This window comes from Streptomyces sp. 7N604 (genome assembly GCF_052245475.1).
GTDB lineage: Bacteria > Actinomycetota > Actinomycetes > Streptomycetales > Streptomycetaceae > Streptomyces.
In genome coordinates, this window is the sequence record NZ_JBQQBX010000004.1 from 87,760 (window position 1) to 111,724 (window position 23,965).

Annotated in this window: 22 protein-coding genes and 1 riboswitch; of the genes, 11 read left to right on the forward strand and 11 right to left on the reverse strand. The window is 72.0% G+C overall.

The annotated features are described in order from the left end of the window. Positions 1-42: 42 nt before the first annotated feature. Positions 43-1,365, forward strand: coding sequence for an RNA polymerase sigma factor (locus tag ACTWP8_RS05665; RefSeq protein WP_443321038.1), 1,323 nt, complete (start codon positions 43-45; stop codon positions 1,363-1,365). A gap of 25 nt (positions 1,366-1,390) precedes the next feature. Here the strand turns inward: ACTWP8_RS05665 and ACTWP8_RS05670 are convergent, their stop codons facing one another. The 4 genes from ACTWP8_RS05670 to ACTWP8_RS05685 form a co-directional block, all read right to left on the reverse strand. Further along, the gene (locus ACTWP8_RS05670) at positions 1,391-1,543 is read right to left on the reverse strand and encodes a hypothetical protein (RefSeq protein ID WP_443317325.1); all 153 of its coding nucleotides are present in this window, start codon (positions 1,541-1,543) and stop codon (positions 1,391-1,393) included. A 24-nt stretch (positions 1,544-1,567) separates the two neighbouring features. After that, a complete protein-coding gene (locus tag ACTWP8_RS05675) occupies positions 1,568-1,939 on the reverse strand; it encodes a DUF6256 family protein (RefSeq protein ID WP_443321039.1) in 372 nt (123 codons plus the stop codon). A 37-nt stretch (positions 1,940-1,976) separates the two neighbouring features. Further along, positions 1,977-2,234, reverse strand: a complete 258-nt coding sequence (locus ACTWP8_RS05680) for a DUF6186 family protein (protein ID WP_443317323.1) — start codon at positions 2,232-2,234, stop codon at positions 1,977-1,979. 190 nt (positions 2,235-2,424) lie between these two features. After that, positions 2,425-3,129 carry a TetR/AcrR family transcriptional regulator gene (locus tag ACTWP8_RS05685; RefSeq protein ID WP_443321040.1) on the reverse strand — a complete coding sequence of 235 codons (705 nt, stop codon included), beginning with the start codon at positions 3,127-3,129 and terminating at the stop codon, positions 2,425-2,427. A gap of 91 nt (positions 3,130-3,220) precedes the next feature. On the opposite strand from ACTWP8_RS05685, the gene ACTWP8_RS05690 reads away from it, so the two are divergent. Together ACTWP8_RS05690 and ACTWP8_RS05695 are read left to right on the forward strand one after the other, a co-directional pair. Further along, positions 3,221-4,486 (forward strand): choice-of-anchor Q domain-containing protein, encoded by a 1,266-nt coding sequence (locus tag ACTWP8_RS05690; RefSeq protein ID WP_443321041.1) that lies wholly within the window; start codon positions 3,221-3,223, stop codon positions 4,484-4,486. 223 nt (positions 4,487-4,709) lie between these two features. Beyond that, positions 4,710-5,720, forward strand: a complete 1,011-nt coding sequence (locus ACTWP8_RS05695; RefSeq protein ID WP_443321042.1) for an NADP-dependent oxidoreductase — start codon at positions 4,710-4,712, stop codon at positions 5,718-5,720. Between the two features lie 132 nt (positions 5,721-5,852). On the opposite strand, the gene ACTWP8_RS05700 is transcribed toward ACTWP8_RS05695, so the two are convergent. Continuing rightward, the gene (locus ACTWP8_RS05700) at positions 5,853-8,624 is read right to left on the reverse strand and encodes an FG-GAP-like repeat-containing protein (protein ID WP_443321043.1); all 2,772 of its coding nucleotides are present in this window, start codon (positions 8,622-8,624) and stop codon (positions 5,853-5,855) included. 260 nt (positions 8,625-8,884) lie between these two features. On the opposite strand from ACTWP8_RS05700, the gene ACTWP8_RS05705 reads away from it, so the two are divergent. The 4 genes from ACTWP8_RS05705 to ACTWP8_RS05720 all read left to right on the forward strand — a co-directional run bounded on the left by ACTWP8_RS05705 (position 8,885) and on the right by ACTWP8_RS05720 (position 12,055). Next, on the forward strand, positions 8,885-9,337 hold the full coding sequence (locus tag ACTWP8_RS05705; RefSeq protein WP_443317301.1) for a hypothetical protein: 453 nt from the start codon (positions 8,885-8,887) through the stop codon (positions 9,335-9,337). Between the two features lie 256 nt (positions 9,338-9,593). Further along, positions 9,594-10,268 carry an RNA polymerase sigma factor gene (locus tag ACTWP8_RS05710; protein ID WP_443321044.1) on the forward strand — a complete coding sequence of 225 codons (675 nt, stop codon included), beginning with the start codon at positions 9,594-9,596 and terminating at the stop codon, positions 10,266-10,268. Continuing rightward, entirely contained in the window at positions 10,265-11,197 is a 933-nt protein-coding gene (locus ACTWP8_RS05715; RefSeq protein WP_443321045.1) for a hypothetical protein, read from the forward strand. Before ACTWP8_RS05710 ends, ACTWP8_RS05715 begins: the two co-directional genes overlap by 4 nt. 192 nt (positions 11,198-11,389) lie before the next feature. Beyond that, on the forward strand, positions 11,390-12,055 hold the full coding sequence (locus tag ACTWP8_RS05720; protein ID WP_443321200.1) for an LPXTG cell wall anchor domain-containing protein: 666 nt from the start codon (positions 11,390-11,392) through the stop codon (positions 12,053-12,055). 85 nt (positions 12,056-12,140) lie between these two features. Here ACTWP8_RS05720 and ACTWP8_RS05725 read toward each other — a convergent pair whose 3' ends face one another. The 5 genes from ACTWP8_RS05725 to gcvT all read right to left on the reverse strand — a co-directional run bounded on the left by ACTWP8_RS05725 (position 12,141) and on the right by gcvT (position 18,257). After that, on the reverse strand, positions 12,141-13,520 hold the full coding sequence (locus tag ACTWP8_RS05725) for a hypothetical protein (RefSeq protein WP_443321046.1): 1,380 nt from the start codon (positions 13,518-13,520) through the stop codon (positions 12,141-12,143). A gap of 211 nt (positions 13,521-13,731) precedes the next feature. Beyond that, on the reverse strand, positions 13,732-15,129 hold the full coding sequence (locus ACTWP8_RS05730; protein WP_443321047.1) for an L-serine ammonia-lyase: 1,398 nt from the start codon (positions 15,127-15,129) through the stop codon (positions 13,732-13,734). 106 nt (positions 15,130-15,235) lie between these two features. Beyond that, on the reverse strand, positions 15,236-16,501 hold the full coding sequence (glyA, locus tag ACTWP8_RS05735) for a serine hydroxymethyltransferase (protein WP_443321048.1): 1,266 nt from the start codon (positions 16,499-16,501) through the stop codon (positions 15,236-15,238). 76 nt (positions 16,502-16,577) lie between these two features. Beyond that, positions 16,578-16,958, reverse strand: coding sequence for a glycine cleavage system protein GcvH (gene gcvH / locus ACTWP8_RS05740; protein WP_443321049.1), 381 nt, complete (start codon positions 16,956-16,958; stop codon positions 16,578-16,580). Between the two features lie 114 nt (positions 16,959-17,072). Further along, positions 17,073-18,257 carry a glycine cleavage system aminomethyltransferase GcvT gene (gene gcvT, locus ACTWP8_RS05745; protein ID WP_443321050.1) on the reverse strand — a complete coding sequence of 395 codons (1,185 nt, stop codon included), beginning with the start codon at positions 18,255-18,257 and terminating at the stop codon, positions 17,073-17,075. Between the two features lie 168 nt (positions 18,258-18,425). Next, positions 18,426-18,532, reverse strand: a riboswitch (glycine riboswitch). A gap of 148 nt (positions 18,533-18,680) precedes the next feature. On the opposite strand from gcvT, the gene ACTWP8_RS05750 reads away from it, so the two are divergent. After that, positions 18,681-19,400 (forward strand): AAA family ATPase, encoded by a 720-nt coding sequence (locus ACTWP8_RS05750; RefSeq protein WP_443321201.1) that lies wholly within the window; start codon positions 18,681-18,683, stop codon positions 19,398-19,400. Positions 19,401-19,490: 90 nt separating this feature from the next. Here the strand turns inward: ACTWP8_RS05750 and ACTWP8_RS05755 are convergent, their stop codons facing one another. Beyond that, the gene (locus tag ACTWP8_RS05755; RefSeq protein ID WP_443321051.1) at positions 19,491-20,360 is read right to left on the reverse strand and encodes a hypothetical protein; all 870 of its coding nucleotides are present in this window, start codon (positions 20,358-20,360) and stop codon (positions 19,491-19,493) included. A gap of 461 nt (positions 20,361-20,821) precedes the next feature. Between ACTWP8_RS05755 and ACTWP8_RS05760 the strand changes: the two genes are divergently transcribed. The 3 genes from ACTWP8_RS05760 (at position 20,822) to ACTWP8_RS05770 (ending at position 23,929) form a co-directional block, all read left to right on the forward strand. Beyond that, the gene (locus ACTWP8_RS05760) at positions 20,822-21,517 is read left to right on the forward strand and encodes an enhanced serine sensitivity protein SseB (protein ID WP_443321202.1); all 696 of its coding nucleotides are present in this window, start codon (positions 20,822-20,824) and stop codon (positions 21,515-21,517) included. Positions 21,518-21,619: 102 nt separating this feature from the next. Then, on the forward strand, positions 21,620-22,486 hold the full coding sequence (locus ACTWP8_RS05765) for an enhanced serine sensitivity protein SseB C-terminal domain-containing protein (RefSeq protein ID WP_443321203.1): 867 nt from the start codon (positions 21,620-21,622) through the stop codon (positions 22,484-22,486). A 444-nt stretch (positions 22,487-22,930) separates the two neighbouring features. Continuing rightward, positions 22,931-23,929 carry an ABC transporter permease gene (locus ACTWP8_RS05770; RefSeq protein ID WP_443321052.1) on the forward strand — a complete coding sequence of 333 codons (999 nt, stop codon included), beginning with the start codon at positions 22,931-22,933 and terminating at the stop codon, positions 23,927-23,929. Positions 23,930-23,965 lie beyond the last annotated feature (36 nt).

Here is a 23,965-nt window from a genome sequence, read left to right on the forward strand (position 1 = left end):
CCGTGTTGCCGTCGCGCGGCGGGCCTGCTCTGATGAGGGGCCGTGAAGGATTCGGACCCGGACGACGCCCGCCGCGCGATCGACGCGGTCTGGAGGATCGAGTCGGCGAGGCTCATCGCCGGTCTCACGCGCATCGTGCGCGACGTCGGCATCGCCGAGGAGCTCGCGCAGGACGCCCTGGTCGCCGCGCTCGAGCGGTGGCCGGAGTCGGGCGTCCCACGCAATCCGGGCGCCTGGCTCATGGCCACGGCGAAGCACCGCGCGATCGACCTCCTCCGCCGCAACGAACGCTTCGCGCGCAAGCTCGAACTCCTCGGCCACGAGCTCGAGATCGAACAGCAGCTCGCCGCGCCGGACATCGAGGCCGCGGAGGCCGCCCTCGACGGCGGCATCGAGGACGACCTGCTGCGCCTGGTGTTCACCGCCTGCCACCCCGTGCTGTCCCAGGACGCCCGCGTCGCGCTCACCCTCCGCCTCCTCGGCGGGCTGACGACGGAGGAGATCGCCCGCGCGTTCCTGGTGGCGGAGCCGACCGTCGCCCAGCGCATCGTCCGGGCCAAGCGGACCCTCTCCCAGAAGCGCGTCCCCTTCGAGGTCCCCCACGGACCCGAGCTCGCTGACCGGCTGTCCTCCGTCCTCGAGGTCATCTACCTCATCTTCAACGAGGGCTACGCGGCCACCGCGGGCGACGACTGGATGCGGCCTGCACTCTGCGAGGACGCGCTGCGGCTCGGCCGCATCCTTGCCGGGCTCATGCCCCGGCAGCCGGAAGTGCACGGGCTCGTCGCGCTGATGGAGATCCAGGCCTCGCGCTCGGCCGCCCGTACCGGCCCGTCCGGCGGGCCCGTCCTGCTGCTCGACCAGGACCGCTCGCGCTGGGACCAGCTGCTCATCCGCCGCGGATTCGCCGCCCTCGCCCGCGCCAACGCCCTCGGCGGCAGGCCCGGCCCGTACGCCCTCCAGGCCGCCATCGCCGCCTGCCACGCGCGGGCCCTCACTCCCGAGGAGACGGACTGGGCGCAGATCGCCGTCCTCTACGAGGCGCTGGCCGAGCGGGCTCCGTCCCCCGTCGTGGAGCTGAACCGGGCGGTCGCGGTCGCCATGGCGTACGGCCCGGCCAAGGGGCTCGAGCTCGTCGACGCCCTCACCTCGGAGCCGTCGCTCAAGGACTATCACCTGCTGCCGAGCGTCCGGGGCGACCTGCTCGCCCGGCTCGGCCGCACCGACGAGGCCCGCCAGGAGCTGGAGCGCGCGGCTTCCCTCACCCGTAACGCCCCGGAGCGCGCGCTCCTCCTGGACCGCGCCGCCGCGCTCAGCCGTGGCCGCGGTCGCGGTCGCGCCGGTCGCGGTCCTGGCCATGGGTGATCGCCAGGTACTCGTCGGCGGGCCCTCAGCCGTGGCCGCGGTCGCGCCACCCTCGGCCCCGGCCACGGGTGATCGCCCGGTACTCCTCGGCCGTCGGCTTGCGAATCTGGCTGTTCTCCCCGTAGAAGGCGCGGCTGAGCCAGGCCCGCAGCCGCTGCCGGAGTGACACTGTGCGCACGACGCCATTCTCGTCGGCTCGAGCTCAGTCGCCGTGCTCGGCGGCTCCCGAGTTTCGCCCGCGCCGTCGCCGTTCGACCAGCCAGGACACGGCGAGGAACACCGGAATGGTGATCCCCACCAGCGTCGCGGTACCGGTGAACGCGCTCGCCAGGAACCGGCCGCCCAGGCGCACCACGCCGTGGTAATAGCCGACCACGACGGCCATCAGCAGCACGTATCCGCCGGCCGCGGTCCCGGCCACCCGGCTGATCAGAGCGGGCCAGCCCCGCCTCCCGGCCGCCGGGGCGGGCCGGCCCGCCTGCCGCCGCAGGGTACGCAGGCCGAGGGCGAGGTAGCCCATGACCAGCAGATAGCCGATGAGCATGATGCCGATGTTCAGCGGGACGGGCAGCACCGTACGGGCCTTCCGACCACCGGAGACCGGGAAGCCGTCACTGCGCGTCGCGGAGCAGGAAGTGCCATCCGCGTACGAAGGTGTGCCAGCCGAACCACAGCCACAGGGCGAACAGCGCCCATCGCCCCACCGGGTAGCGCATCACCGCGCCCATGGCGTCGCTGAGGGTGGGGAAGGCGTCGTCGGACCTGACGAGGCCGATGCCCTCCCAGGCGAACAGGGCGCCGAACAGAAACGCCCAGACGAGATACCCGATCACCGGATGCCCGGTCGTCGTCCCGGCCGCCGCCGTCATAAGTTCCCCGCACTTCCCTGTATTTCCCTGCATGTCATTGCACGGGATGGGCCTACAGCGTGCGGTCTGCGGCGGCCACCGGCAAGGATCTACGGCGCCGGGCGGGTCGCCGTGGCGTGGGCACGGCGGGCTCACGGTGGTCCGGAACCTGGCGATCGACCGTGCGGAGCCGCGTCCCGCGCGCGCGGATTCACGCGCCGGACGCGTGGGCCTCGGCGTCCGGCACGCCCAGCAGGGCGAGGTAGATGTAGAGCACCGTGCCCTCCAGGGCGGGGACTTCGGTGGCTCGCCCGTCCCGCAGACACCGGCCGACGGCTTCGTGTGCGGCGTCGGCCGCGGCCAGATAGGCGGCTTCGGGGACGGGCCGGCGGTCCGGGAACTTGGCGTGCCACGCGCGCGTGGTCTCGGCGAACCAGAGGCGGCAGGAGGCCTGGTGCTCCAGGGCGCGCCCGCCGGCGGTGACGGTTTCCAGGAAGAAGGCCCTGGCGAATTCGGGCTCTTCGGCGATCAGTCCGAGAAAGGCGCGGATCGAGGCGCGCAGTGTCGCGATGGGCTCGAGGGACTGCGCGGCGGACCGGGCGAACGAAGCCTCAAGTCGCTTGATCATCAGGTCCCGACCGGTGTCCGAAGCGGCCGCGAAGCACTCCTCCTTGTCGGCGAAGTGCTCGTAGAAGGTCTTGCGGGACACGCCTGCCCGTGACGTGACATCGGTCACGGTCGTTGCGGCGTAACCCTTTTCGGACACCACGGCCGTGATCGCGTAGATCAGGCGCTGGCGCTGTGAACCCGCGACGAGCTCCGGCGCGAGGCCGTGCGGTCCGCGCGGAAGGTCGGTCAGGCTCGGCTGCAGGAGTGACCGGATGGGCTCTTCCATGGTGAGACGAGTCTGGTACATGTGATAAACGCACGCGTTTCTGGCTGGCCGTCATCCCGCGACATCTCCGCTACATCCCGCGACATCCCGCGACCGAGCAGGAGCTCACCGTATGAGGAAACGGACCGCATTACTCGCAGCCGCCGTCCTGACGCTGGCCTCGGGGGCGAGCGTGAACGCCGCCGCCGACGCCCGGGCGGCTCAGGCGGCGACCACACCCACGGACATCACCGTCAATGCCACGGCCGACGCGGTGGACGCCGATCCGTCCGACGGTGTGTGCCGCACCGCCGCCGGAACCTGCACCCTCCGCGCCGCGGTGATGGCGGCCAACTCCCGGCCCGGCAGCACGATCGCGCTGCCCGCGGGCCGGTACCGGCTGACCATCCCGCCCAACCCGCTGCTCATCATCGGCTCGCACCCCGATCCCACCACCGGCGACCTGAACGTCAACGCGCCGACCACGATCCGGGGCGCCGGAGCGCGCGCCACGGTCATCGACGCCGACGGCACCGACCGGGCCTTCCGTATGCGAGCCGACACCACCCTGTCCGATCTCACCATCACGGGCGGAGTCGCCAAGCAGCGCGAGGTGCCCATCACCGACACCGGTGGCGGCGGCATCGCGAACGCCAAGAGCATGACGCTCGTACGGGTCGCGGTGACCGGCAACTCCGCCGGCTACGGCGGCGGCATCTTCAACGTCCCCAACTCCCACCTGAATCTGATCGACAGCGCCGTCACCGGCAACACCGCGGGCGAGGCCGGAGGCATCAGGTTCGACGACAGCGGCACGGTGACCAACTCGACGATCGCCGGCAATCAGGTCACCGACCCCGGCGACCGCCCCGGCAGCCTGGGCGGTTACGGCGGCGGTATCGACATCCGCGGCCTCGGGCGCGTACAGATCGTCAACTCCACCGTCACCGGCAACAGCGCGACCGACGGCGGCGGCGGGATCAATATCGCCCCCGCTTATCTCGACAGCCTGCCGTCGCCCGTCACCGACATCATCAACCTGCCGCTGGGGCACGTGACCTTGAAGAACACCATCGTCGCCGGGAACGTCACGGACGGGAGCGGACGTGGGCGGGCGGCCGGTGAGTGCACGAAGGCGTTCGCGAAGATCGAGTCGCTCGGCCACAACCTCGACCGCGACAACAGCTGCGGGCTCAACGCCTCGGGGGACCTTCCTCGCCGCGATCCGGGCCTTGGGCCGCTCGCCGACCACGGCGGTCCTACGGACACGGTGGCGCTCCGGCCGGACAGCCCTGCCCTCGACGCCGCCGCCGACTGCCCCGCGGCGGACCAGCGCGGGATCGCCAGGCCGCAGGGACCCGCGTGTGACATCGGCGCGTACGAGCTGAAGCGGAGCTGAGGGGGCGCGGGCGGGCCCGGGCGAGGGGCTGGCCGAGGGACCGGGCGAGGGGTCGGCTCAGGGGCCGGCCCGGGGCCCTTGCCTGGATCGGGTCGAGGGAGTAGCTTCGGCCCGATCCATACCGACCAGTCGGTGTGCCCCGCACCGGCCCCCGCACCCGGGCCCGCACCGGGCCCGACCCCGGGTCCGCCCGCCCGCCCACGACAGCTGAGGAGCCGCTCGTATGAGCCGCATCAACCACCAGTTCCGCCTGGCAGCACGTCCGGTGGGGCTTCCCAGGCCGAGCGACTGGGACCGGGTCGAGGAGCCGGTCGGCGAGCCGGGCGACGGCGAGCTGCTGGTGCAGAACCTCTACCTGTCGCTCGACCCGGCGATGCGCGGCTGGATGAACGACGCCAAGTCCTACATCGCGCCGGTGAAGATCGGGGCGGTGATGCGAGCGGTCGCGGTCGGGCGGGTCATCGCCTCCCGCCACGAGGGCTTCGCCGTCGGCGACCACGTGACGGGCATGTTCGGCGTGCAGGAGTACGCCCTGTCCGACGGGCGTGGCGTCACGAAGGTCGATCCTGCTCTCGCGCCGCTCCCCATGTATCTCGGGACCCTCGGCGGGACCGGCATGACGGCGTACTTCGGACTGACCGACGTCGGTCGCCCGCAGCCCGGGCAGACCGTCGTGGTGTCCGGCGCGGCCGGCGCGGTCGGCAGCGTCGTGGGACAGGTAGCCAAGATCCTGGGCTGCCGCGTCGTCGGGATCGCCGGTGGCGAGGCCAAGTGCCGGATGCTCGAGGACGAGCTGGGCTTCGACGCGGCGATCGACTACAAGACCCAGGACGTCCGGAAGGCTCTGCGCGAGGCCGCGCCGGACGGCGTGGACGTCTACTTCGACAACGTCGGCGGCGACATCCTCGACGCGGTGCTGACCCGGCTGGCGCGCGGCGCGCGCATCGTCATCTGCGGCGCGATCTCCCAGTACAACAACGTCGAGTCGGTCAAGGGCCCGGCCAATTACATGTCGCTGCTGGTCAATCGGGCCTCGATGACCGGGATGGTGGTCTTCGACTACGCCGACCGTTTCGGGGAGGGCATCGCCCGCCTGGCCGAGTGGCTGGCGGAGGGCCGGATCCGTTCGGTGGAGGACGTCGTCGAAGGCGGCGTCGAGGCCTTCCACGACACTCTGCTGCGGCTGTTCCGCGGCGAGAACACGGGCAAGCTGGTGCTCAAGATCGCCGACTAGGGTCGCACATCTCCGGCAGCAGCCGGAACGCAAGAGTGCCGACCGTCTCCATGATGACGTCGAAGGCGCCCAGTTCGGGCGGGCCGGGGCCTCCCATCCCATAGGAGGCCCCGGCCCTTTTCGGCGGGTGGATCAGGGGGTCAGCACCTGGCCGAGGTGGGCGCCCGCCGGGGTGCCCAGGCTCGTACGGGTGTAGTAGACGCCGTTCGTCGTCGAGACGCCCGAACTGCCGCTGTCCAGCTGCAGGATCACGCCGTCGCCCGCGTCCTCGCCGTCCACGCCGATCGCCAGGTCCGCGCGGCCCCAGCCGGACAGATCGTGCAGGACCACGGCGGAGCCGAGGCGGTCGCCGGACTCGGTGGAGCCGGTGATGCCCGAGGTGTCCTGCGAGTAGGCGAGAGCGCCGGTGCCGGTCAGACCGGTGGAGGAGCCCTTCAGCAGCAGGACCTGGCCCGCGTTGGTACGGGCCGTGCCGTCGGGGGTCAGGTCCTCACCGGGCGCGCCCGCGAGGACGTCCGCGTAGCCGTCCGCGTTCACGTCGCCGACGGAGACGGAGTAGCCCAGGTCGTCACCGGTCTCGGCCGCGCCGGGGACGCCGCTGGTGTCCTGGTGGACCGTGGTGCGGACGGTGGTGGCCAGACCGCTCGCCGAGCCGTAGTACGCGGTGACCTGGCCGCCCTTGTAGGCGGCGGACTCCGTGGCGTACGGCTGGCCGACGACCGCGTCCGCGTAGCCGTCGCCGTTCACGTCACCGGCCGCCACGGACCGGCCGCCCTTGGCGCCGAGGATGCCGACGCGCTGCAGCCCGCTCGCCGAGCCCTTGAGGACCAGGACGCGGGCGGCCTTGCCCGGGTCGCGGAAGTTGACCGCGGCGTCGGCGTAGCCGTCCCGGTTGAAGTCGCCGCTCGCCACGTCCACATGGCTTACGGCGGCGGTGTACGCGGTGCTGTTCAGCAGGCCGGACTTGGCCGCGCCGCTCTTGCCGTCGTACGACCACCAGCGGCCGGGCGCACCCGGGGCGACGGACAGGACGTCCGCCTTGCCGTCGCTGTTGAAGTCGGCGACGGTGACGGCCGCGCCGAGCTTCTCGCCGCTGGCGCGGGTCGCGGTCGCGGTCGTGTACGTCGTGCCGTTGGCCAGCGCAGGACCGTAGAGGACGGTCACCGAGCCGGAGTCGGTGTGCCCCGTGGTGTCGTCCTCGCCCGGGGCGCCGATGGCGAGGTCGGCGTAGCCGTCGCCGTTCACATCGCCGAAGGCGTTGTCCGCGCCGAAGTTGTCACCGGCCTCGGACGTGCCGGGGACGCCGGCGCTGGACTGGGTGTACGTCTTCCTGGCGGAGGCGACCGGGCCGTCCACACCACCCGGCACGACGGTGAGCGAGCCCACGCCGCCGGAGGTCCGCGGGGTTCCGGCGACCAGGTCGGCGACGCCGTCCTGGTGGAGGTCGGCGGTGGCCGGGGCCGCGTTCACCGCCTTGCTCGCCGCGTACGTACGGATGGCCGGGAGCTTCGCGTAGAGGTTGGCGCCCGGGCACTCGGTGGCGTATCCGTCGCGGTGGCCCGAGATCTGGTACAGCGTCGCCTGGTCGCCCTTCTTCCAGACGCCGGTGTCACCGGCCGCGGTGAGCGTGACCTTGCCGAGCGGGTCGCCGCCGTACTGCCCGAGCTTCCAGGCGGCGACGCGGGCCACGCTTTCGAGGGCGGCCTTGGACGGCTTCCCGGCGGTCGACTGGTAGTCGCCGAGGACGGCGATGCCGGTGGAGTAGCTGTTGAAGCCGTAGGTGTGCGCGCCCATGACCGGCAGGTCGACGCCGCCGGAGCGGCCCTCGAAGACCGTGCCGCACTTGTCGACGAGGAAGTTGTAGCCCAGGTCGTTCCAGCCGTTGGACTTCACGTGGTACGTGAGGATGGCGCGGACGAGAGCGGGCGAGTCGGCGCAGCTGTAGTTGTTCGTGTCCACGGTGTGGTGGACGAAGACCGCCTGCACCTTCTCGATGTACGTGTTCGGGTCCTCGACCAGCGACTCGTCGGCGCCCCACTGGGCGCGGCCGACGATCGGCGGGCGGGTGACCGTGGACGGCGGAGCCGTGGGCACGGTCGCGGTCGGCGACGGGCTCGTGCTCGCGCTCGTGCTCGGCGAGGCCGAATCGGTCGGCGGGGCCGACTCGCTCGGGGAGCCCGGGGCGGACTCCGAAGGGGAGCCGGACGCCGTGGGCAGCACCGGGCCCGTAGGCGTGGGGACCCCGCCGGGCTCGGCCGTCGGCGACTCGCTGACCGGCGGCTCGCTGACCGGCGCCGAGTCCGCAGGCGAGGCGGTCGGGGTGTCCTCGGTGAGGGCCACGGGCGCGGCGGCGAGCGAGTCCTTCCCTGCGGGCCTCTTCCCCGGATCGCCCGGGTCCACCATGTCCAGCCGCAGGTCCTTCGGAAGCTCCGGGGTCGCGTCGCCGTCGGCGACGACCCGCGCCTCGACGGCGTCGGAAGCCCCGACCCACATGGGCTCCGAGGCGCCGCGAACCCGGGACTTCTTCCCCTCCGCGCTCTCCGGCGCGTGCGCGTCGAACTCCAGGTTCCGCCAGTCCGTCCACTCACCCGTCTCGCTGCTGCGGGTGCGTACCTGCGCGGTGCCGTCGACCTTCGCCCTGGCGCTCGGCCAGGAGATGCCGAGCAACGAGAAGGGCTCGGTGTCGGTCCGGGGCAGAGTCTGCTTCCCGGCGTCCGCGCCCTTGAGCGCGGCGCTGTGCACCTCGGCCGGCCGGGCCTTGCGGTCGGCGGCCGGGTCGTCCGCAGGATCGGCGATGGCGACCGTGACCGCCCCCGCGCCCCCGAGCACCACGGCCCCGATCGTCAGCCACGTCCGCCGCTTCAGGCCCAGCGGCTTGTACGCATGTCTTGTACGCGGGCTCAATGCCCCACCCCTCAAATGAGTCAACTTGAGGCCCACCCGCTCGGGGGCGGCCTGCCGTACCCAGCGCAAAGGCCACGCGAAACATCACACCCGCTGCGCGGTTGGCCGGCCGGGTGCGTCGGGCCGAAGTCCCCAACCGGCCCCGCAGATGTGATGGTTGGCCGTCATCACGCGCTCTGTCCGATGGGGGAGCGCAAGCCGCTGTCCCACGGGAGGCGTGGGCGCGCCGACCGGTCGTCAGTGGACCGAAGGGGCGAGCCATGGGTGAGCAGCAGCAGGGACGGACGCCTGGCGCGGGGCAGATGCGCGGCTACACGACGGGAGTGGTGCGCGCACTCACCGCGCGCAGCCGCCTGCCACTGGACTACTCGATCGCCAGCCTGCGCATCGTTGACTTCATCATCGACGGGCTGCGGCGCGGGGGGCGCTCGCGCGAGGAGATCGGTGTGACCCTGCACGGCCTCGGCGCGTACGTCGGCGAGGTACTGGTACGAAGAGCCGGCGCCGTGTGGGTGGACTTCGATGAGCACCAGCGCGCCCTCTTCGCCCAGTCCGTGGGCGTCAGGATGCCCGACGGCCGCGTGTGGAACCCGCTCGGCAGGGTGGTCAACCGGTTCGTCCTCGGGCCCGAGGAGTCGCTGCAGAAGTTCTCCTTCCTCCTGCACGGTCGCTCTCAGGACACCGATGCCCGGGAAGCGAGGTGCGGCTCGTGACGGCGGACGGTTCCGCCCTGGGGCTGCCGTACGACTGGTCCCGGCGGCCGGGTGATGCGGCGGTATGCCGCGCACACCCGCGAGTGGGCGCTTCTGGGCGTTCTGGTGGGGCTGAAGAGGCAAAATATTCGAACTGCTGTGACATTTACGTGGGCGTTCACGCTGTGTGAAGTGGAGCCGTTTCCCTTACCGGGGGAGACGGCTCCCGGGGGCATGGGCACGATGAACGGTGCCGAGTCGGTGTGAAGAGGACAGTGTGGGCACGGGTGGGGGACAACGCCGAGGGGTGCACCAGCGTGATGATGGTGAGCTCGGCGCAGCCGTAGAGCGCGCTCAGGCGGGGGACGAGCAGGCGTTCGCGGCCCTCTACCGGCAGCTCCACCCGAGGCTGCTCGGCTACGTTCGCGGGCTGGTCGGCGAGGACGCGGAGGACGTGGCCGCGGAGGCGTGGCTGGAGATCGCCCGCGATCTGCGCAGATTCCGCGGCGACGGCGACGGGTTCCGCGGCTGGACCGCCACCATCGCCCGGCATCGCGCCCTGGACCACCTGCGTCGCCGGCGCAGCCGCCCGCGCGCCACGGTGCTCGAGCAGGACGTGCTCGAACTGCCGGGTGGTCAGGACACCGAGCGCGATGCCCTCGAGTCGCTGTCGACCGAGCGCGCACTCGCTCTCGTGGCCGGGCTGCCGCGGGATCAGGCGGAGGCGGTGCTGCTACGGGTGGTGGTGGGCCTTGACGGTCCGACGACCGCGCGTGTGCTGGGCAAACGCGCCGGAGCGGTCCGTACCGCCTCGTACCGCGGGCTGAAGCGGCTGGCCCGGCTGCTGGGCGGTCACGAATCGCAGCCCGGAGCACCGCCGTCGACGGCGGTGCCACCGTCGACGGCCTCTGTGACGTCTTCTGCGCCGGGAACGCTTCAGGATGTGGGATGAGCAAGAACCGAGACCGTGACAGGCGCGAGCTGGACCGGCGGACGGCCGAGCGGCTGCTGCGCCGCCAACGTACGCCGAGGGCGACGTCCGGCGACTTCCCGGACGACGCAGGGACGTCGCCCCTCGCTGCGCTCGACCGGCTGCTCGCGGCAGCCGCCGAGCCGCCGGCAGCCGACCCCGAGGCCGCTCGGGTCCGGCAGGAAGCCGCTCTGGCGGCGTTCCGGGCCGCCCAGCGGACAGATGCGGGCGCGGTGCCCCGGCCCCAGGACGAATGGCGGCGGTCCCGCCGCCGCGGCGTCGCCGTGCTCGGAGCCCGCACCGCCCGCGTATCACGTTCCGCGAAGGTTCTGACCGGAGCACTCGTGGCCGCTGTGGCGCTCGGCGGCGTGGCGGTGGCCGCCGGGACCGGGGCGATCCCCGACCCCTTCGGGACAGCGGACAGCGGTTCGCGGCCCACGCCGGCCCGCAGCGCGCCCGCGGACCCGTCCGGTGAAACGGGACCGGGAGGGACCGCTCAAGCGCCCACCCCGGGCGGCAACGGCGTCGATGGGCCGACGGCGGGCGATCCGGCCCCGGGAACATCGAAGAAGCAGGCGGCGGTGGGCATGTGCCGCGCCTACCGGGCCGCGGCCGAGAGCGGCGACGCCCTGAACTCCGAGGCCTTCGGGCGGCTGGCGGACGCGGCCGGCGGCGAGCGCGCGGTCGACGGCTACTGCGCCAGGCTGCTGCGGGAGGACCGGGAGCGGCGAGGGAAGCCGGAAGAGCGGGCGAAGCCCGAGAACTCCGAATCGGCTGGGAAGCAGCCGAAGGAGGACGAGGTCGAGGCGACCGAGACATCCGAGCCGCCCGAGTCACCCGGGACGGAGACCTCACTGCCGCTCCTGGACACTCAGCGAGACCAGGAGTCCGTCAAGGACAAGACCGGTTGACTTCCGTGCCGCAGGACGATCCGCCGCGCAAGCAGGACGCCGTTGGCCGGATCGTTATGCATGACCAATGGTGCAAGTGCGCCATAAAGGGACTGATGAGGCTTTAGGTGGCTTGACCTGCAGTGCAGGCTCGCTGGAAGCTGAGCCGCCGCCTCCCCACCTCCCTTCTGCCATCAAGAAGTTGGTATGCCCATGCGCACCCTCTCTTCGGCATGTGCGGTGACGGCGGCCGCAGCGGCTTCGCTGCTGCTCGGCCCGGCCGCGTACGCGACCCCTCCCGGTGACAACGGGACGGTGAAGATTCACGACGCCGAGACCGGCGAGGAACTCCGCAGGAACGAGCCCCACGTCTGTTCCTTCTACCTCGACGCGTTCGGCTTCGACGGCGAGCAGCAGGTCACGTGGAAGATCGTCGAGATGCCGCCGACCGGCATCAAGGGCGACGAGGCGAGCAGCGGTGAGCTGACCCTCGACGCCGAGGGGCACGGCCGCAGCGAGGACATGACGCTGGCGGACGGCCACTACAAGCTGATCTGGAACTTCGACGGCGAGCACGGCGAGGCGAAGCACAAGGTCTTCTGGACCGCGTGCGAGGACGATGACGAGCAGACCGGTGGTGACACGGGCGGCAAGCCGTCCGAGGAGCCGGGTGGCGAGTCGTCGCAGGAGCCCACCGCCGAGCCCTCGGCCTCGGACGCTTCGGCGTCCCCGGCCCCGGCGCCGTCGCAGAACGGCGGCGGGGAAGACCTCGCCGAGACCGGCGCTTCGGTCGTCGGCACCTCGGTCGCGGCCGCGCTGCTGCTCGGCGCCGGTGGCGTGCTCGTCATGCGCCGCCGGAAGGCACGCGGCCAGGACTGACGCACCGGCCCCAGGCCTGACGCAGTGGCAGGAGCCCCGCCACCGGCGGGGCTCCTGCTCTCGTGTGCTCTCGTGCTCTCGTGCTCTAGAAGCCGAAACCCTGGCCGTTGCTCTGGCCATTGCTCTGGCCGTTGCTGGAGCCGAAGTTCCCGTTCCCGTTTCCGTTGCCGTTCCCGCTGCCGCTGGACGCGCCGGACGCGTCGGTGGGAGAGGGCGACTGATCGCTCGGGCTGTTGTCCGCGCTCGGCGTCGGGTCGCTGGGCGACGGGCTCGGGGCGGAGCGGCGGGCCGGACCCTCCGGGCGCGATGTGTCGCTCGGTTTCTTCAACGGTGCCCCGGCGGTGGGCGGGTGCGTTGCGGACGTCGTCGGTGCACGGGCAGCCGGTGACCGGGGAGCCTTCGCCTTATCGGCGCCTGTGCCCGGATCGGATGCGTCGGAGGCCCCCAGAACGAGGAAGCCGGTGGCGGCGGAAGCCACCAGGGCCGCCACGAGGGCGGAGGCGGCTGCGGGCGAGCGCAGGCCGCGCCCGAGCCTGCGGGGTCGTGCCGCGGCGGACGGCCGGGACAGCGGCCGGGTTTCGCGGACTTCGTCGATCACGGGCACCGGGATGGTCTCGTCCCGGTCCGCGGCTTGGGCCCGTGCCGCGGCCGTGGCGGCGCCGTGCAGGGAGTGACCCTGTCTCGAGGCGAGGTAACCGGTTCCGCCCCACATCAGCAGCCCCTCGGCCAGCACGAGACCTGGCCGCTCGCTGAGCGCGATCAGGACGCCCAGCGCCTGCGCGCAGCCGGGGCACCCGGTCAGGTGCCGGTCCAGATCGTCGCTGCGCCGCGGATCGTCGGGGCGGGCCACGGCTTTGATGATGCGGCCGAACCCGCGGCACCTCGGGTCGTCGCTGCCCCTGAGATACGCCTGCAGGTAGGCGTCGCGCAGCGCGTCCAGGGCCCTGGACTTCACATGAGGGATGCTGTCCGGCCGCAAGCCGAGCAGCCTTGCCACTCGGTCGTCGGGATCTTCTTCCACGACGGTGTGCCACAGCAGCCCCTGCGTGGGCATCGGCAGGGCGCGGAAGCCGCGGAGGACCGTCGAGTTCTCCTCCAGTGGCAGCGCTGCCGTCGGGTCCTGCTCGTCGGCGCGAACGTCGTCGATCCAGGTGGCGAAGCCGGGCGTGAGTTCGGCCCGCCCTCCGCCCACGGCCCAGCGGACGGCCGCGCGTTGGACGAGCAGAAGGAGGTGGTACCGCCAGGTCTCGCGGGGACTGACGCCGCTACGGATCTCACGGAGCGCCAGAGTCAGGGCTCTGGCGGCCAGGGCTTCGGCGGCGTGGTCGTGAATGCTGCAGATACGGGCGTAGGCCAGGACTGCAGGCAGGTGACGGCGGTTCAGCTCGTCCATGGCCTTGTCGCCGAGCGGAGTGCCGACGCGGACGAGCTCGATGAGTTCGGCGTCGGGCAGGTCAGCGCACATCGATCACTCCGCGGGCGGCCCGGATCGACCCGGTGGATCCATGCCTGTGGGACAGGAGTGCCCCATGATGCTGGAAGAACAGCCCCCGGGGAAGCCCTTCCAGCTCAGTCGGTGAACCCTTCCGCCTCGGGCGAGGCCCGCGGGCCGCAGGCCGTAGCCGACTTCCTCAGCACTCAGCACTCAGCGCTTGACGACGTCAACCGCTCAGCGCTCAGCACTCGATGACGTTGACCGCCAGCCCGCCCCGCGCCGTCTCCTTGTACTTGACCTTCATGTCCGCGCCCGTCTCCTTCATCGTCTTGATGACCTTGTCGAGAGAGACGTGGTGGCGGCCATCCCCCCGCAACGCCATACGGGCCGCCGTGACGGCCTTCACCGCCGCCATGCCGTTCCGCTCGATGCACGGGATCTGGACCAGGCCGCCCACCGGGTCGCAGGTCAGTCCCAGGTTGTGCTCCATGCCGATCTCGGCGGCGTTCTCGACCTGTTCGGGAGAGCCGCCGAGGACCTCCGCGAGGCCGCCGGCGGCCATGGAGCAGGCCGAGCCGACCTCGCCCTGGCAGCCGACCTCGGCACCGGAGATCGAGGCGTTCTGCTTGAAGAGCATGCCGATCGCGCCCGCCGCGAGGAGGAAGCGCACCACGCCCTCGTCCTCCCCGCCGCGCGAGTCCCCGCCCGGCACGAAGTTGACGTAGTAGTGCAGCACCGCGGGGATGATCCCGGCAGCGCCGTTCGTCGGGGCGGTGACGACGCGGCCGCCCGCCGCGTTCTCCTCGTTGACCGCCATCGCGTAGAGCGTGACCCACTCCGTCGCGTGGGCCGCCGGGTCGCCCTCGGCGCGCAGCTGCCGGGCCGAATTCGCGGCGCGGCGGCGGACCTTCAGACCGCCGGGGAGGATGCCCTCGCGCGACATGCCGCGCGCGACACAAGTCTGCATCACCCGCCAGATCTCCAGCAGGCCCTCGCGGATCTCCTCTTCCGTACGCCACGCCTTCTCGTTCTCGAGCATCAGCGCCGAGATGGAGAGGCCGGTCTCGCGGGAGAGGCGCAGCAGCTCGTCGCCCGTGCGGAAGGGGTACTTGAGCACGGTGTCGTCCAGTCTGATCCGGTCCTCGCCCACCGCGTCCTCGTCGACGACGAAGCCGCCGCCCACCGAGTAGTACGTCTTCTCCAGCAGCGGAAGGCCCTCGGAGTCGTACGCGAAGAGTGTCATGCCGTTGGCGTGGTACGGCAGGGCGCGGCGGCGGTGCAGGATCAGCTGGGACGGCTCGTCGAAGTCGATCTCATGGGACGGGCCGAGCTCCGCGGCCATCAGCCGGATCCGCTGGGTCGTACGGATACGGGCCACCTCGTCGTCCGCCGTCTCGACGTCGACCGTGCGCGGGGAGTGCCCCTCGAGCCCGAGCAGGACGGCCTTCGGTGTGCCGTGGCCGTGGCCGGTCGCGCCGAGGGAGCCGAAGAGTTCGGCGCGGACCGAGGCCGTCTGCGTCAGCAGGCCGTCCTTCTTCAGGCGCCCCACGAACATCCGCGCCGCGCGCATCGGGCCCACCGTGTGGGAGCTGGACGGCCCTATGCCGATGGAGAAGAGGTCGAAGACGGAGATGGCCACGGGCGGGCTCCTTTGTCTGCTCGTGGGGCGTGCTCTGGGGCGGTGGGGACGGTGGCGGCGGTGGGGGCGCCGGGCGGCGCCCCCACCCTCGAACCGGTCCGGCCGCTTACTTCTTCAGGCCGGGGTACAGCGGGTGCTTCTCGGCCAGCGCGGAGACCCGCGCCTTCAGCGCCTCCGCGTCGTACGACGGCTTCAACGCCTCGGCGATGACGTCCGCGACCTCGGCGAAGTCGTCCGCCTGGAAGCCGCGGGTGGCCAGCGCCGGGGTGCCGATCCGCAGGCCCGAGGTGACCATCGGGGGCCGGGGGTCGTTCGGGATCGCGTTGCGGTTGACCGTGATGCCGACCTCGTGAAGGCGGTCCTCTGCCTGCTGCCCGTCCAGCTCGGAGTTGCGCAGGTCCACCAGGACCAGGTGCACGTCCGTGCCGCCGGACAGGACCGCCACTCCCGCCTCGGACACATCGCCGCGCGACAGCCGCTCGGCGAGGATCTTCGCGCCCTCCAGCGTACGCTGCTGGCGCTCCTTGAACTCCTCGCTCGCCGCCACCTTGAAGGCCACCGCCTTCGCCGCGATGACGTGCTCGAGCGGGCCGCCCTGCTGGCCGGGGAAGACCGCGGAGTTGATCTTCTTGGCCAGCTCGGCGGTGGAGAGGATCACGCCGCCGCGGGGGCCGCCCAGCGTCTTGTGCGTGGTGGTGGTCACGACGTGCGCGTGCGGTACGGGCGAGGGGTGCAGGCCCGCGGCCACCAGGCCCGCGAAGTGCGCCATGTCGACCATCAGGTACGCGCCGACCTCGTCGGCGATCCGCCGGAATGCGGCGAAGTCCAGCTGGCGGGGGTACGCCGACCAGCCCGCGATGATCAGCTTCGGCCGGTGCTCCTTGGCGAGGCGCTCGACCTCGTCCATGTCGACCTGGCCGGTCTGCTCGTCGACGTGGTAGGCGGCCACGTTGTAGAGCTTGCCGGAGAAGTTGATCTTCATACCGTGGGTCAGGTGCCCGCCGTGGGCGAGGTTCAGACCCAGGATGGTGTCACCGGGCGAAAGCAGAGCGAACATCGCGGCCGCGTTCGCCTGGGCACCCGAGTGCGGCTGTACGTTCGCGTGCTCGGCGCCGAACAGCTCCTTGATCCGCTCGATGGCCAGCGTCTCGACGACGTCGACGTGCTCACAACCGCCGTAGTAGCGGCGGCCGGGGTATCCCTCGGCGTACTTGTTGGTGAGCACCGAGCCCTGCGCTTCGAGGACGGCGACCGGAGCGAAGTTCTCCGAGGCGATCATCTCGAGCGTGGACTGCTGGCGGTGGAGCTCGGCGTCGACCGCGGCGGCGACGTCCGGGTCGAGCTCGTGCAGGGACTGGTTGAGAAGCGACATCGGGATCCCAATCAGGAGGGGCGTCAGGGACTTCGCGGATTCAGCGAGTTCAGCAGGTTCGGCAGGTTCGGCGGGTTCAGCTGCCGATGAAGGCGGTGTACTCGTCGGCGGAGAGCAGGTCGGCGGGCTCGTCGCTCACCCGTACCTTGAACAGCCAGCCGCCCTCGAAGGGGGCGGAGTTCACCAGCGCCGGGTCGTCCACGACGTCCTGGTTGACGGCCGTGACCTCGCCCGAGACCGGCGCGTACAGGTCGCTCACGGACTTGGTCGACTCCAGCTCGCCGCAGGCGTCGCCCGCGGTGACGGTGTCGCCGACCTCCGGGAGCTGGACGAAGACGACGTCACCGAGCGCGTCAGCGGCGTGCGCGGTGATGCCCACGGTCGACACACCGTCCGCGTCAGCGGCGGTGAGCCACTCGTGCTCCTTGCTGTAGCGAAGCTGCTGGGGGTTGCTCATGATCTGAATTCTCCTGGATCGGGGGGAGTGCTCGGTGACGGGTCTTGACAGGTGGGACGCGCTGTCATGGAACGGACGCCGGGGTCCGCGCGAGGCGGCGCCACTTGGCGGGCGTCAGCGCCGCCGCTTGTAGAAGGGGAGCGCCACGACCTCGTACGGCTCGTGGCTGCCGCGGATGTCCACCGCGACGCCCGCCGTGCCCGGCTCGGCGCGGTCGGCGTCCACGTACGCGATCGCGATCGGCTTGCCGAGGGTCGGCGACGGGGCGCCGGACGTGACCTCGCCGATCACGCTTCCCGACTCGGCGGAGACCACGGCGTACCCGGCGCGCGGCACCCTGCGGCCGGAAGCGATCAGGCCGACCAGCTTGCGCGGCGGGCTGGACTCGGCCCGCTTCGCCGCGGCCTCCAGCGCCGTACGGCCGACGAAGTCACCGCTCTTCTCGAACTTCACGACCCGGCCGAGGCCCGCGTCGAAGGGGGTGGTCGAGGTCGTGAGCTCGTGCCCGTACAGCGGCATGCCCGCCTCCAGGCGCAGGGTGTCCCGGCAGGAAAGGCCGCACGGCACCAGTCCCACCGCGGCTCCCGCCTCGGTCAGCGCCTGCCACAGGGCCTCCGCGTCGCCCGGCGCGACGAAGAGCTCGAAGCCGTCCTCGCCGGTGTATCCGGTGCGGGCGATGAGTGCGTCCACGCCGGCGACGGTGCCGGGCAGGCCCGCGTAGTACTTCAGCCCGTCCAGGTCGGCGTCGGTCAGGGACTTGAGGATGCCTGGGGACTCGGGGCCCTGGACGGCGATCAGCGCGTAGGCCTCCCGGTCGTCCCGCACGGTCGCGTCGAAGCCCTGCGCGCGCTCGGTGAGCGCGTCCAGCACCACCTGCGCGTTGGAGGCGTTGGCCACCACCATGAATTCTCCCTCCTCGCCCGCCTTCGGCGAGGTGGGGGTGCCCCCGGCGAAGCCAGCGGGACTGCCCAGCTCACCCCCCAGCCGGTAGACGATCAGGTCGTCGAGGATGCCGCCCTCGGCGTTGCAGATCATGGTGTAGCGGGCGCGGCCCACGGCCAGGGCCGAGAGGTGGCCGACCAGCGCGTAGTCCAGGACCTCACCGGCCTGCGGCCCGGTCAGGGTGATCTCGCCCATGTGGGAGAGGTCGAAGAGTCCGGCGCGGGTGCGGACGGCGACGTGCTCGTCGCGCTCGCTTCCGTAGCGCAGCGGCATGTCCCAGCCCGCGAAGTCGGTCATGGTCGCGCCGAGCGCGCGGTGCAGCGCGTCGAGCGGCGTACGGCGTTGGGCTTCGGTCATGTTTTCAGGCTCCCGGGCAGGGGTGGCGAGGCTGGTGTCGAAGAGAACACAGCCTCCCCATCTGTCATCGGAACCTGAGAGGTTCGCCACGACCCCGGATCACGCGTCGGGGCTACGGGCTTGCACCTTGGGTGGGGCCGCACGCGGCGGCCCGCTTTTCAGATGTGCCTAGCCCGCGCGGTACGGGGCCTGAGAGATTCAAGGGAGGACTTGCTCCTTCGGCGCCCCGGTGCCCGGCACAACTGCCGGTCCGGGGACTCTCCCGCGCGGGTTCTAACGGCCGGTATGGAGTTGGCGCCGACATCATTGCACGGCCGCGCGAGGTTCGGACGGTCCGGTCCCGAGGTATCGAGGTTTACGGCATTACCTTTTCTTGACAGTCTTCGGGTCAGGGCGCAGTGACCGGACCGGACGGGGAGGACGATCACGGTGCACAGGGACAGTGCGTACGCGACGACGAGCGAGGTCGCGCGCGGCCCGCTGCCCGGTCGGCCGGAGCTGCCCGTTCTCCAGGCCGTCGCCGGGGAAGCGGTCAGGCCGGGCCGCCGGTCGTCGCCCGCGCTCGATCTGCGCGGCGGCCAGGCCGCGGGGTACGAGCTGTGCTACTCGGCCGGTGACGTGCTCGTCGTCTCCGGGCTGCCGGGCAGCGGCAAGAGCACGCTGATCAGGCGGGCCGTCGCGGGCCTCGACCGGCGTGGCGGCCGGGTGCGCCGCGTGGACTCGCAGGACATGCGCGACCGCTGGGAGCGCGCCATGCCCGCCATGATCCCGTACGCCCTGTACCGGCCCCTGGTGCGGGTCGCCCACTACGCCCGGCTGTACCGGGCCCTCGCCTCGGGTGACAGCGTCGTCGTGCACGACTGCGGCACCCTCGCCTGGGTGCGCCGCTGGCTGGCGCGCGACGCGCGCCGCCGGGGCCGCTCCCTGCACATGGCGCTGCTCGACGTCCCGCCGGAGGTCGCCCTTGAGGGCCAGGCCTCGCGCGGCCGCGGCGTCTCCCGCTATGCCTTCGCGCGGCACCGCGGCGCCGTGGGGCGGCTGGTCGCGGACGCGGAGCGCGGACGGCTGCCGGACGGCTGCACCTCGGCCGTGCTGCTGAACCGCGGCGCCGCGAGCGCCCTGAAGAGCATCGGCTTCGAGTAACGCGCGCAGCCGGCTTTGCGCAGCCCGCTTGTGGCGGGCTCCGGGTGGCGGGCTCCGGGTGGCTTCGAGCGGCCCGCTGACCGGCTCCCGCTACTGCGCGGGCCAGCCGGCGGGCAGGGTCGGCGCCGCCGGGGACGGGGGCGCGCTCGGGAGGTCGGGGGAGGCCGGGGCCTCCGGGGCGACCGGGACCTCGGGAGAAGCCGGGACCTCGGGAGAAGCCGGGACCTCGGGGTTGGCGGGGGAGCTCGGGGCCTGCGGGGCACCCGGGACCTGGGGCATCGGCGGCAGCCCGTCCAGATTCGCCGCGGGCAGCCCGCCGCCGACCATGACGCTGGCGACCACGTTGACCGTGCCGGTGAGGAGTTCCTGGACCGCGGCCGCGGTCACGCTCTCATCGCCCGCGGGAATCGCCCTGAGCAGCGCGTCGAGTCTCGTCTCGAAGTCGGCGACGGCCTTGGCCTTGAGGTCCTGGCCCGGGTCGGCGGCGTTCGCGGCGGGGGCGGCGGCCGGGTCGGCGGCGTTCGCGGCGGGATCCGTGGCGGGGTCCACGGCGCCGGGCACGTCGTAGGCCGGGAGGATGGCCGGGTCCTGGCCGGGCGCGGGCTGGGTGGCGGGCGGCACGGCGGGCGCCTGCGTGACGGAGGCGAGTGCCCTCCTGATCTCCTCGCCGTAGCGGTTCGCCTCTGCGGCCGGCAGCCTGCCGTCCGGGGACTGGAGCACGGCCAGTACGAGATCGTTGACGGGCCGGGTCACACCGCCCAGGTCGCCGAGCAGCTTGGCCTGGCCGAGCAGCGCGTCGGCGCCGGGCAGCTGAGCCCCGGGCGCCTTCCTCTCGGGCGCGGAGCGTGCGGGGGTTCCCGTCTCGGAGACGGCCACGGCGGCGCCGGTGCCCGCCACGAGCGCGCCGCACACGGCGGACGAGACGAGGACGCCGGCCTTCCGGGGTATACGCATCGGCATGGGAGTGCTCCCTTCGGGTGTTCATCGGTTTCACGACCACCGTCCGGAGCCCCGCCACCGAGTGCAACTTGTCGCTACGGAGAGCGACGGCCCCGCGGTGTCCTCCGCCTCTTCCCGCCGTCACGTGTGACCTGGGCTTTCGCCGCGGTTCGGGCGGCCCCCGGGAGGGCCCGCGGGTGCAGCCGTTAGGGTGCGTGTGCGGTTCGTACGAGACGGTGGTGGGCCCGGTGAACACGACGGAGCAGCACGGCTACTCCATTCCTCCCGAGGGAGTGCCTTCCGAGGGAGCGCACTCCGGTTTTTACGGCTCCGTTCCCCCCGAGGGAGTGCCTTCCAACGGGGCACACTCCGGTCTTGACGACGGTCCCTACGATCTCTCCCAGCCCGCCGGTCACGCCCCCTCCAGGCCCGCCGGTCCTCCCGGAACTCCCTCGGGCTTCCCCTGCAACGAGCTCGAAGAGGTGCTCGCCGCCTCCCTCGGAGTCCCCGGCGCCGGCCCCCGCCTCGTCGAGGTGCTCGGCCGCAGCCACGTCTGGGTGCCGCTCCCCGAGGGCGGCAGCCGCGAGAGCCGCGACCTCGACCTGCCCACTGTCGAGATCGAAGGCCGCGCCTACGTCCCGGTGTTCAGCTCCGAGCAGCAGTTCCTCCAGGCCGTCGGCGCCCATATGTCCTTCACCATCGCGCCCGCCCGCGAGTTCGCCCGCGGCCTCCCGCCGCAGCTCGGCATCGCCGTCAACCCCGGCGGCGCGGTCGGCGTCCCGCTGCCGCCCCCCGCCGTCGCCGAGCTCTGCCGCATCGGGCGCACCGAGCTCGACGGCCCGGCCACCGGCGGCCGGGTGCGGCTCTTCGAGCCCGACTGGCAGGACGAGCCGGTCGACTTTCTCGCCGCCGCCGCGGGCGAGTTCGCCACCACCGGGCTCGTACGCACCGCTCGCCGCGCCCTCGCCAGCGTCGAGGGGGACGCCCCCGCGCTCTTCGTCGGCGTCGAACTCGTGCGCTGGGAGCCGCACGCCCGGGATGCCGTCCTGCACGCCCTCGGCCGCGCGCTCGGCGCGGTTCCCGTGCCCTGGCCCGTACAACTGGTGCTGCTGGACGTAGCCCAGGACCCGGTCGGCGACTGGATGCTGGAGCGGGTGCGCCCGTTCCACACCGCGTAGAGCTCACCGCGCGGACCTCCGTAAGCTGGTTGGATGAGCGGGCCGGGCGCACGCACGGGTCCTGAAGGCCGTGCGGTGCTTGAGGAGAAGGGGCGGGAGCCAGTGAGTGCGGGAGGCAGCACGGCGGCGGCCGGGGCCGTCGAGCAGATGCTGCGGCAGGTGACGCCCGGGCGGTACGACGCCTACGAGGCGCTGCTGCGCGCCCTCGCCGAGGGCCAGGTCTGGATGCTGCTCTGGCACGGTGCGCCCGGATCGCCGGACGCCCAGTACGGGAACATGGAGGTCGAGGGTCTCGGCTACGCGCCCTGCGTCACCTCGGCCCAGGAGCTTGCCGCCAGCGGCTGGAACCGCGCCCACGAAGTCGTCTCCGGCCACGACATCGCCGCGTCCCTCTACCCCGACCGCTGGGGCCTGTGGCTCAACCCGCACGCCCCGGGCGGCGGCGTCGGCATCCCCTGGGCAGACCTGCGCCGGATCGCCGCGGGCCTCGACCGGCTGCCCGCAGGCCCGCTCCGGCTGTCGGAACCGACCATCGAAATCGCCCAGTTCTACGCCCTTCTGACGCAGAATGCGCACCGCACGCCCGCCGTGCGCTCCCTGCGCCGCGCCTGGGTGCAGCCCGCGCTCGGCGCGCCGTATCTCGCCATCGGCCTCGATCTGTACGACACGAGTCCGCCGGCCGTGGAGTCGGCGCGGGTGATGATGCAGCAGTCGATCGGGGCGGTGCCGGACGGGCTGCCGGTGTCGACCGTTGCGATGTCCGACGAGTACGACCCGGTGGCGATGTGGCTGCGGGCCAACGCGCGGCCCTTCTTCGACCGCGACGCGTACGGCACGCAGGCGTTGCAGGACCCGTCCGTCGCCCCCGCCGCTCCGGCCCCCGGTTACGGCTACCCACCCGCGGGGCCCACCGGGGGCACTTCGGCTCCGCACGGGTGGCAGCCGGGCCCGGCTCCGCGGGCTTACTGAATGCCCATTCAGGGCTTTTTCGCCGGTTCAGCATCTGGACTCACACCCGCGCATGGCTGGCGAGAGGTCCGTTTCGCGGCATTCTCTCTGTCAAAACGTGGAAGTCCGGGTGGATTTGCCCCCGGCCTCCGCTGAGGTCGCCCGGCCGCTCAGTCGGCCCCCGTGTTCGTTAATCGGAACTCCCCAGGCCACATCACAGTTGCGCATCCTTTCCCCGGGAACTCTGGCGACTGATCGCAAACGCGATGAAGACTCACGTTCGCCGGGCAGTACGTTCAGCCAAAGGGCGCGCCGGTGTCGAACGCGACGAGAAAGCGTCTACGCGGGTCAAGTGCCCCGGAGGCGAGCGACGCTCGAGTCAGCCCTTTGTGTGAAGTGAAGATCAGAGCCGCTACAGCGGCAGGCTTGGGCCGGCCACCGCCGGCGAGAGGGGTCCCCACCACGATGACGGCACCTATGCACGACACGGCCCCGGTTGAGGCCGGAGATGCCGCTGTTGCCGCGGACGTCACGAAGAAGGCCGTCGAGGGCCGTTCGCTGGGGCGCATCGCCTGGAACCGGCTGAAGCGGGACAAGCTGGCGCTCGCCGGTGGTTGTGTGGTGCTCTTCCTGATCGTGGTCGCGGTCTTCGCGCCGCTGATCACCAGCCTGTTCGGCCATGACCCGAATGAGCATCACGAGGACCTGATCGACCCGCTGTTCAGCACCCCCTCCGGCTCCTGGGGCGGCATCAGCGCGGACCATCTGCTGGGAGTCGAGCCGGTCAACGGCCGCGACGTCTTCAGCCGGATCGTCTACGGCGCCCGCATCTCCCTGCTGGTCGGCTTCCTGTCCGCTGTGGTCGCGGTCGTCTTCGGCACCGTGCTGGGCATCCTGGCAGGCTACTTCCGCGGCTGGCTCGACGCCGTGATCAGCCGCGTGATGGACATGCTCCTCTCCTTCCCGCAGCTGCTGTTCATCATCGCGCTGGTCTCGGTGATGCCCAACCAGCTGCTCGGCCTCGAGGGCACGGGCGTACGCATGCTGGTGATGATCCTGGTGATCGGGTTCTTCGGCTGGCCCTACGTCGGCCGCATCGTGCGCGGGCAGACGCTCTCGCTCCGAGAGCGGGAGTACGTCGAGGCGGCGCGCAGCCTGGGCGCCGGGCGGCGCTACATCCTCTTCAAGGAGCTGCTGCCCAACCTCATCGCGCCGATCATCGTCTACACCACGCTGATGATCCCGACCAACATCCTCACGGAGGCGGCGCTCAGCTTCCTCGGCGTGGGCGTCAAGCCGCCCACCGCTTCCTGGGGCCAGATGCTCTCCACCGCGGTGAGTTACTACGACTCGGATCCGATGTACATGCTGATCCCGGGTCTGGCGATCTTCGTCACCGTGCTGGCCTTCAATCTCTTCGGCGACGGCGTACGCGATGCGCTCGACCCGAAGGGAACCCGCTGACCCCCCACCAAGCCTGTACCCCCCGGCCCCGCGCAG

What these genes read in the sequence shown, in the direction of transcription:
- ACTWP8_RS05680 (WP_443317323.1), bottom strand. Translation starts at nt 2,234, where the DNA reads ATGACGGCGGCGGCCGGGACGACGACCGGGCATCCGGTGATCGGGTAT.
- ACTWP8_RS05685 (WP_443321040.1), bottom strand. Translation starts at nt 3,129, where the DNA reads ATGTACCAGACTCGTCTCACCATGGAAGAGCCCATCCGGTCACTCCTG.
- ACTWP8_RS05690 (WP_443321041.1), top strand. Translation starts at nt 3,221, where the DNA reads ATGAGGAAACGGACCGCATTACTCGCAGCCGCCGTCCTGACGCTGGCC.
- ACTWP8_RS05695 (WP_443321042.1), top strand. Translation starts at nt 4,710, where the DNA reads ATGAGCCGCATCAACCACCAGTTCCGCCTGGCAGCACGTCCGGTGGGG.
- ACTWP8_RS05705 (WP_443317301.1), top strand. Translation starts at nt 8,885, where the DNA reads ATGGGTGAGCAGCAGCAGGGACGGACGCCTGGCGCGGGGCAGATGCGC.
- ACTWP8_RS05715 (WP_443321045.1), top strand. Translation starts at nt 10,265, where the DNA reads ATGAGCAAGAACCGAGACCGTGACAGGCGCGAGCTGGACCGGCGGACG.
- ACTWP8_RS05720 (WP_443321200.1), top strand. Translation starts at nt 11,390, where the DNA reads ATGCGCACCCTCTCTTCGGCATGTGCGGTGACGGCGGCCGCAGCGGCT.
- ACTWP8_RS05725 (WP_443321046.1), bottom strand. Translation starts at nt 13,520, where the DNA reads ATGTGCGCTGACCTGCCCGACGCCGAACTCATCGAGCTCGTCCGCGTC.
- glyA (WP_443321048.1), bottom strand. Translation starts at nt 16,501, where the DNA reads ATGTCGCTTCTCAACCAGTCCCTGCACGAGCTCGACCCGGACGTCGCC.
- gcvH (WP_443321049.1), bottom strand. Translation starts at nt 16,958, where the DNA reads ATGAGCAACCCCCAGCAGCTTCGCTACAGCAAGGAGCACGAGTGGCTC.
- gcvT (WP_443321050.1), bottom strand. Translation starts at nt 18,257, where the DNA reads ATGACCGAAGCCCAACGCCGTACGCCGCTCGACGCGCTGCACCGCGCG.
- ACTWP8_RS05755 (WP_443321051.1), bottom strand. Translation starts at nt 20,360, where the DNA reads ATGCCGATGCGTATACCCCGGAAGGCCGGCGTCCTCGTCTCGTCCGCC.
- ACTWP8_RS05770 (WP_443321052.1), top strand. Translation starts at nt 22,931, where the DNA reads ATGACGGCACCTATGCACGACACGGCCCCGGTTGAGGCCGGAGATGCC.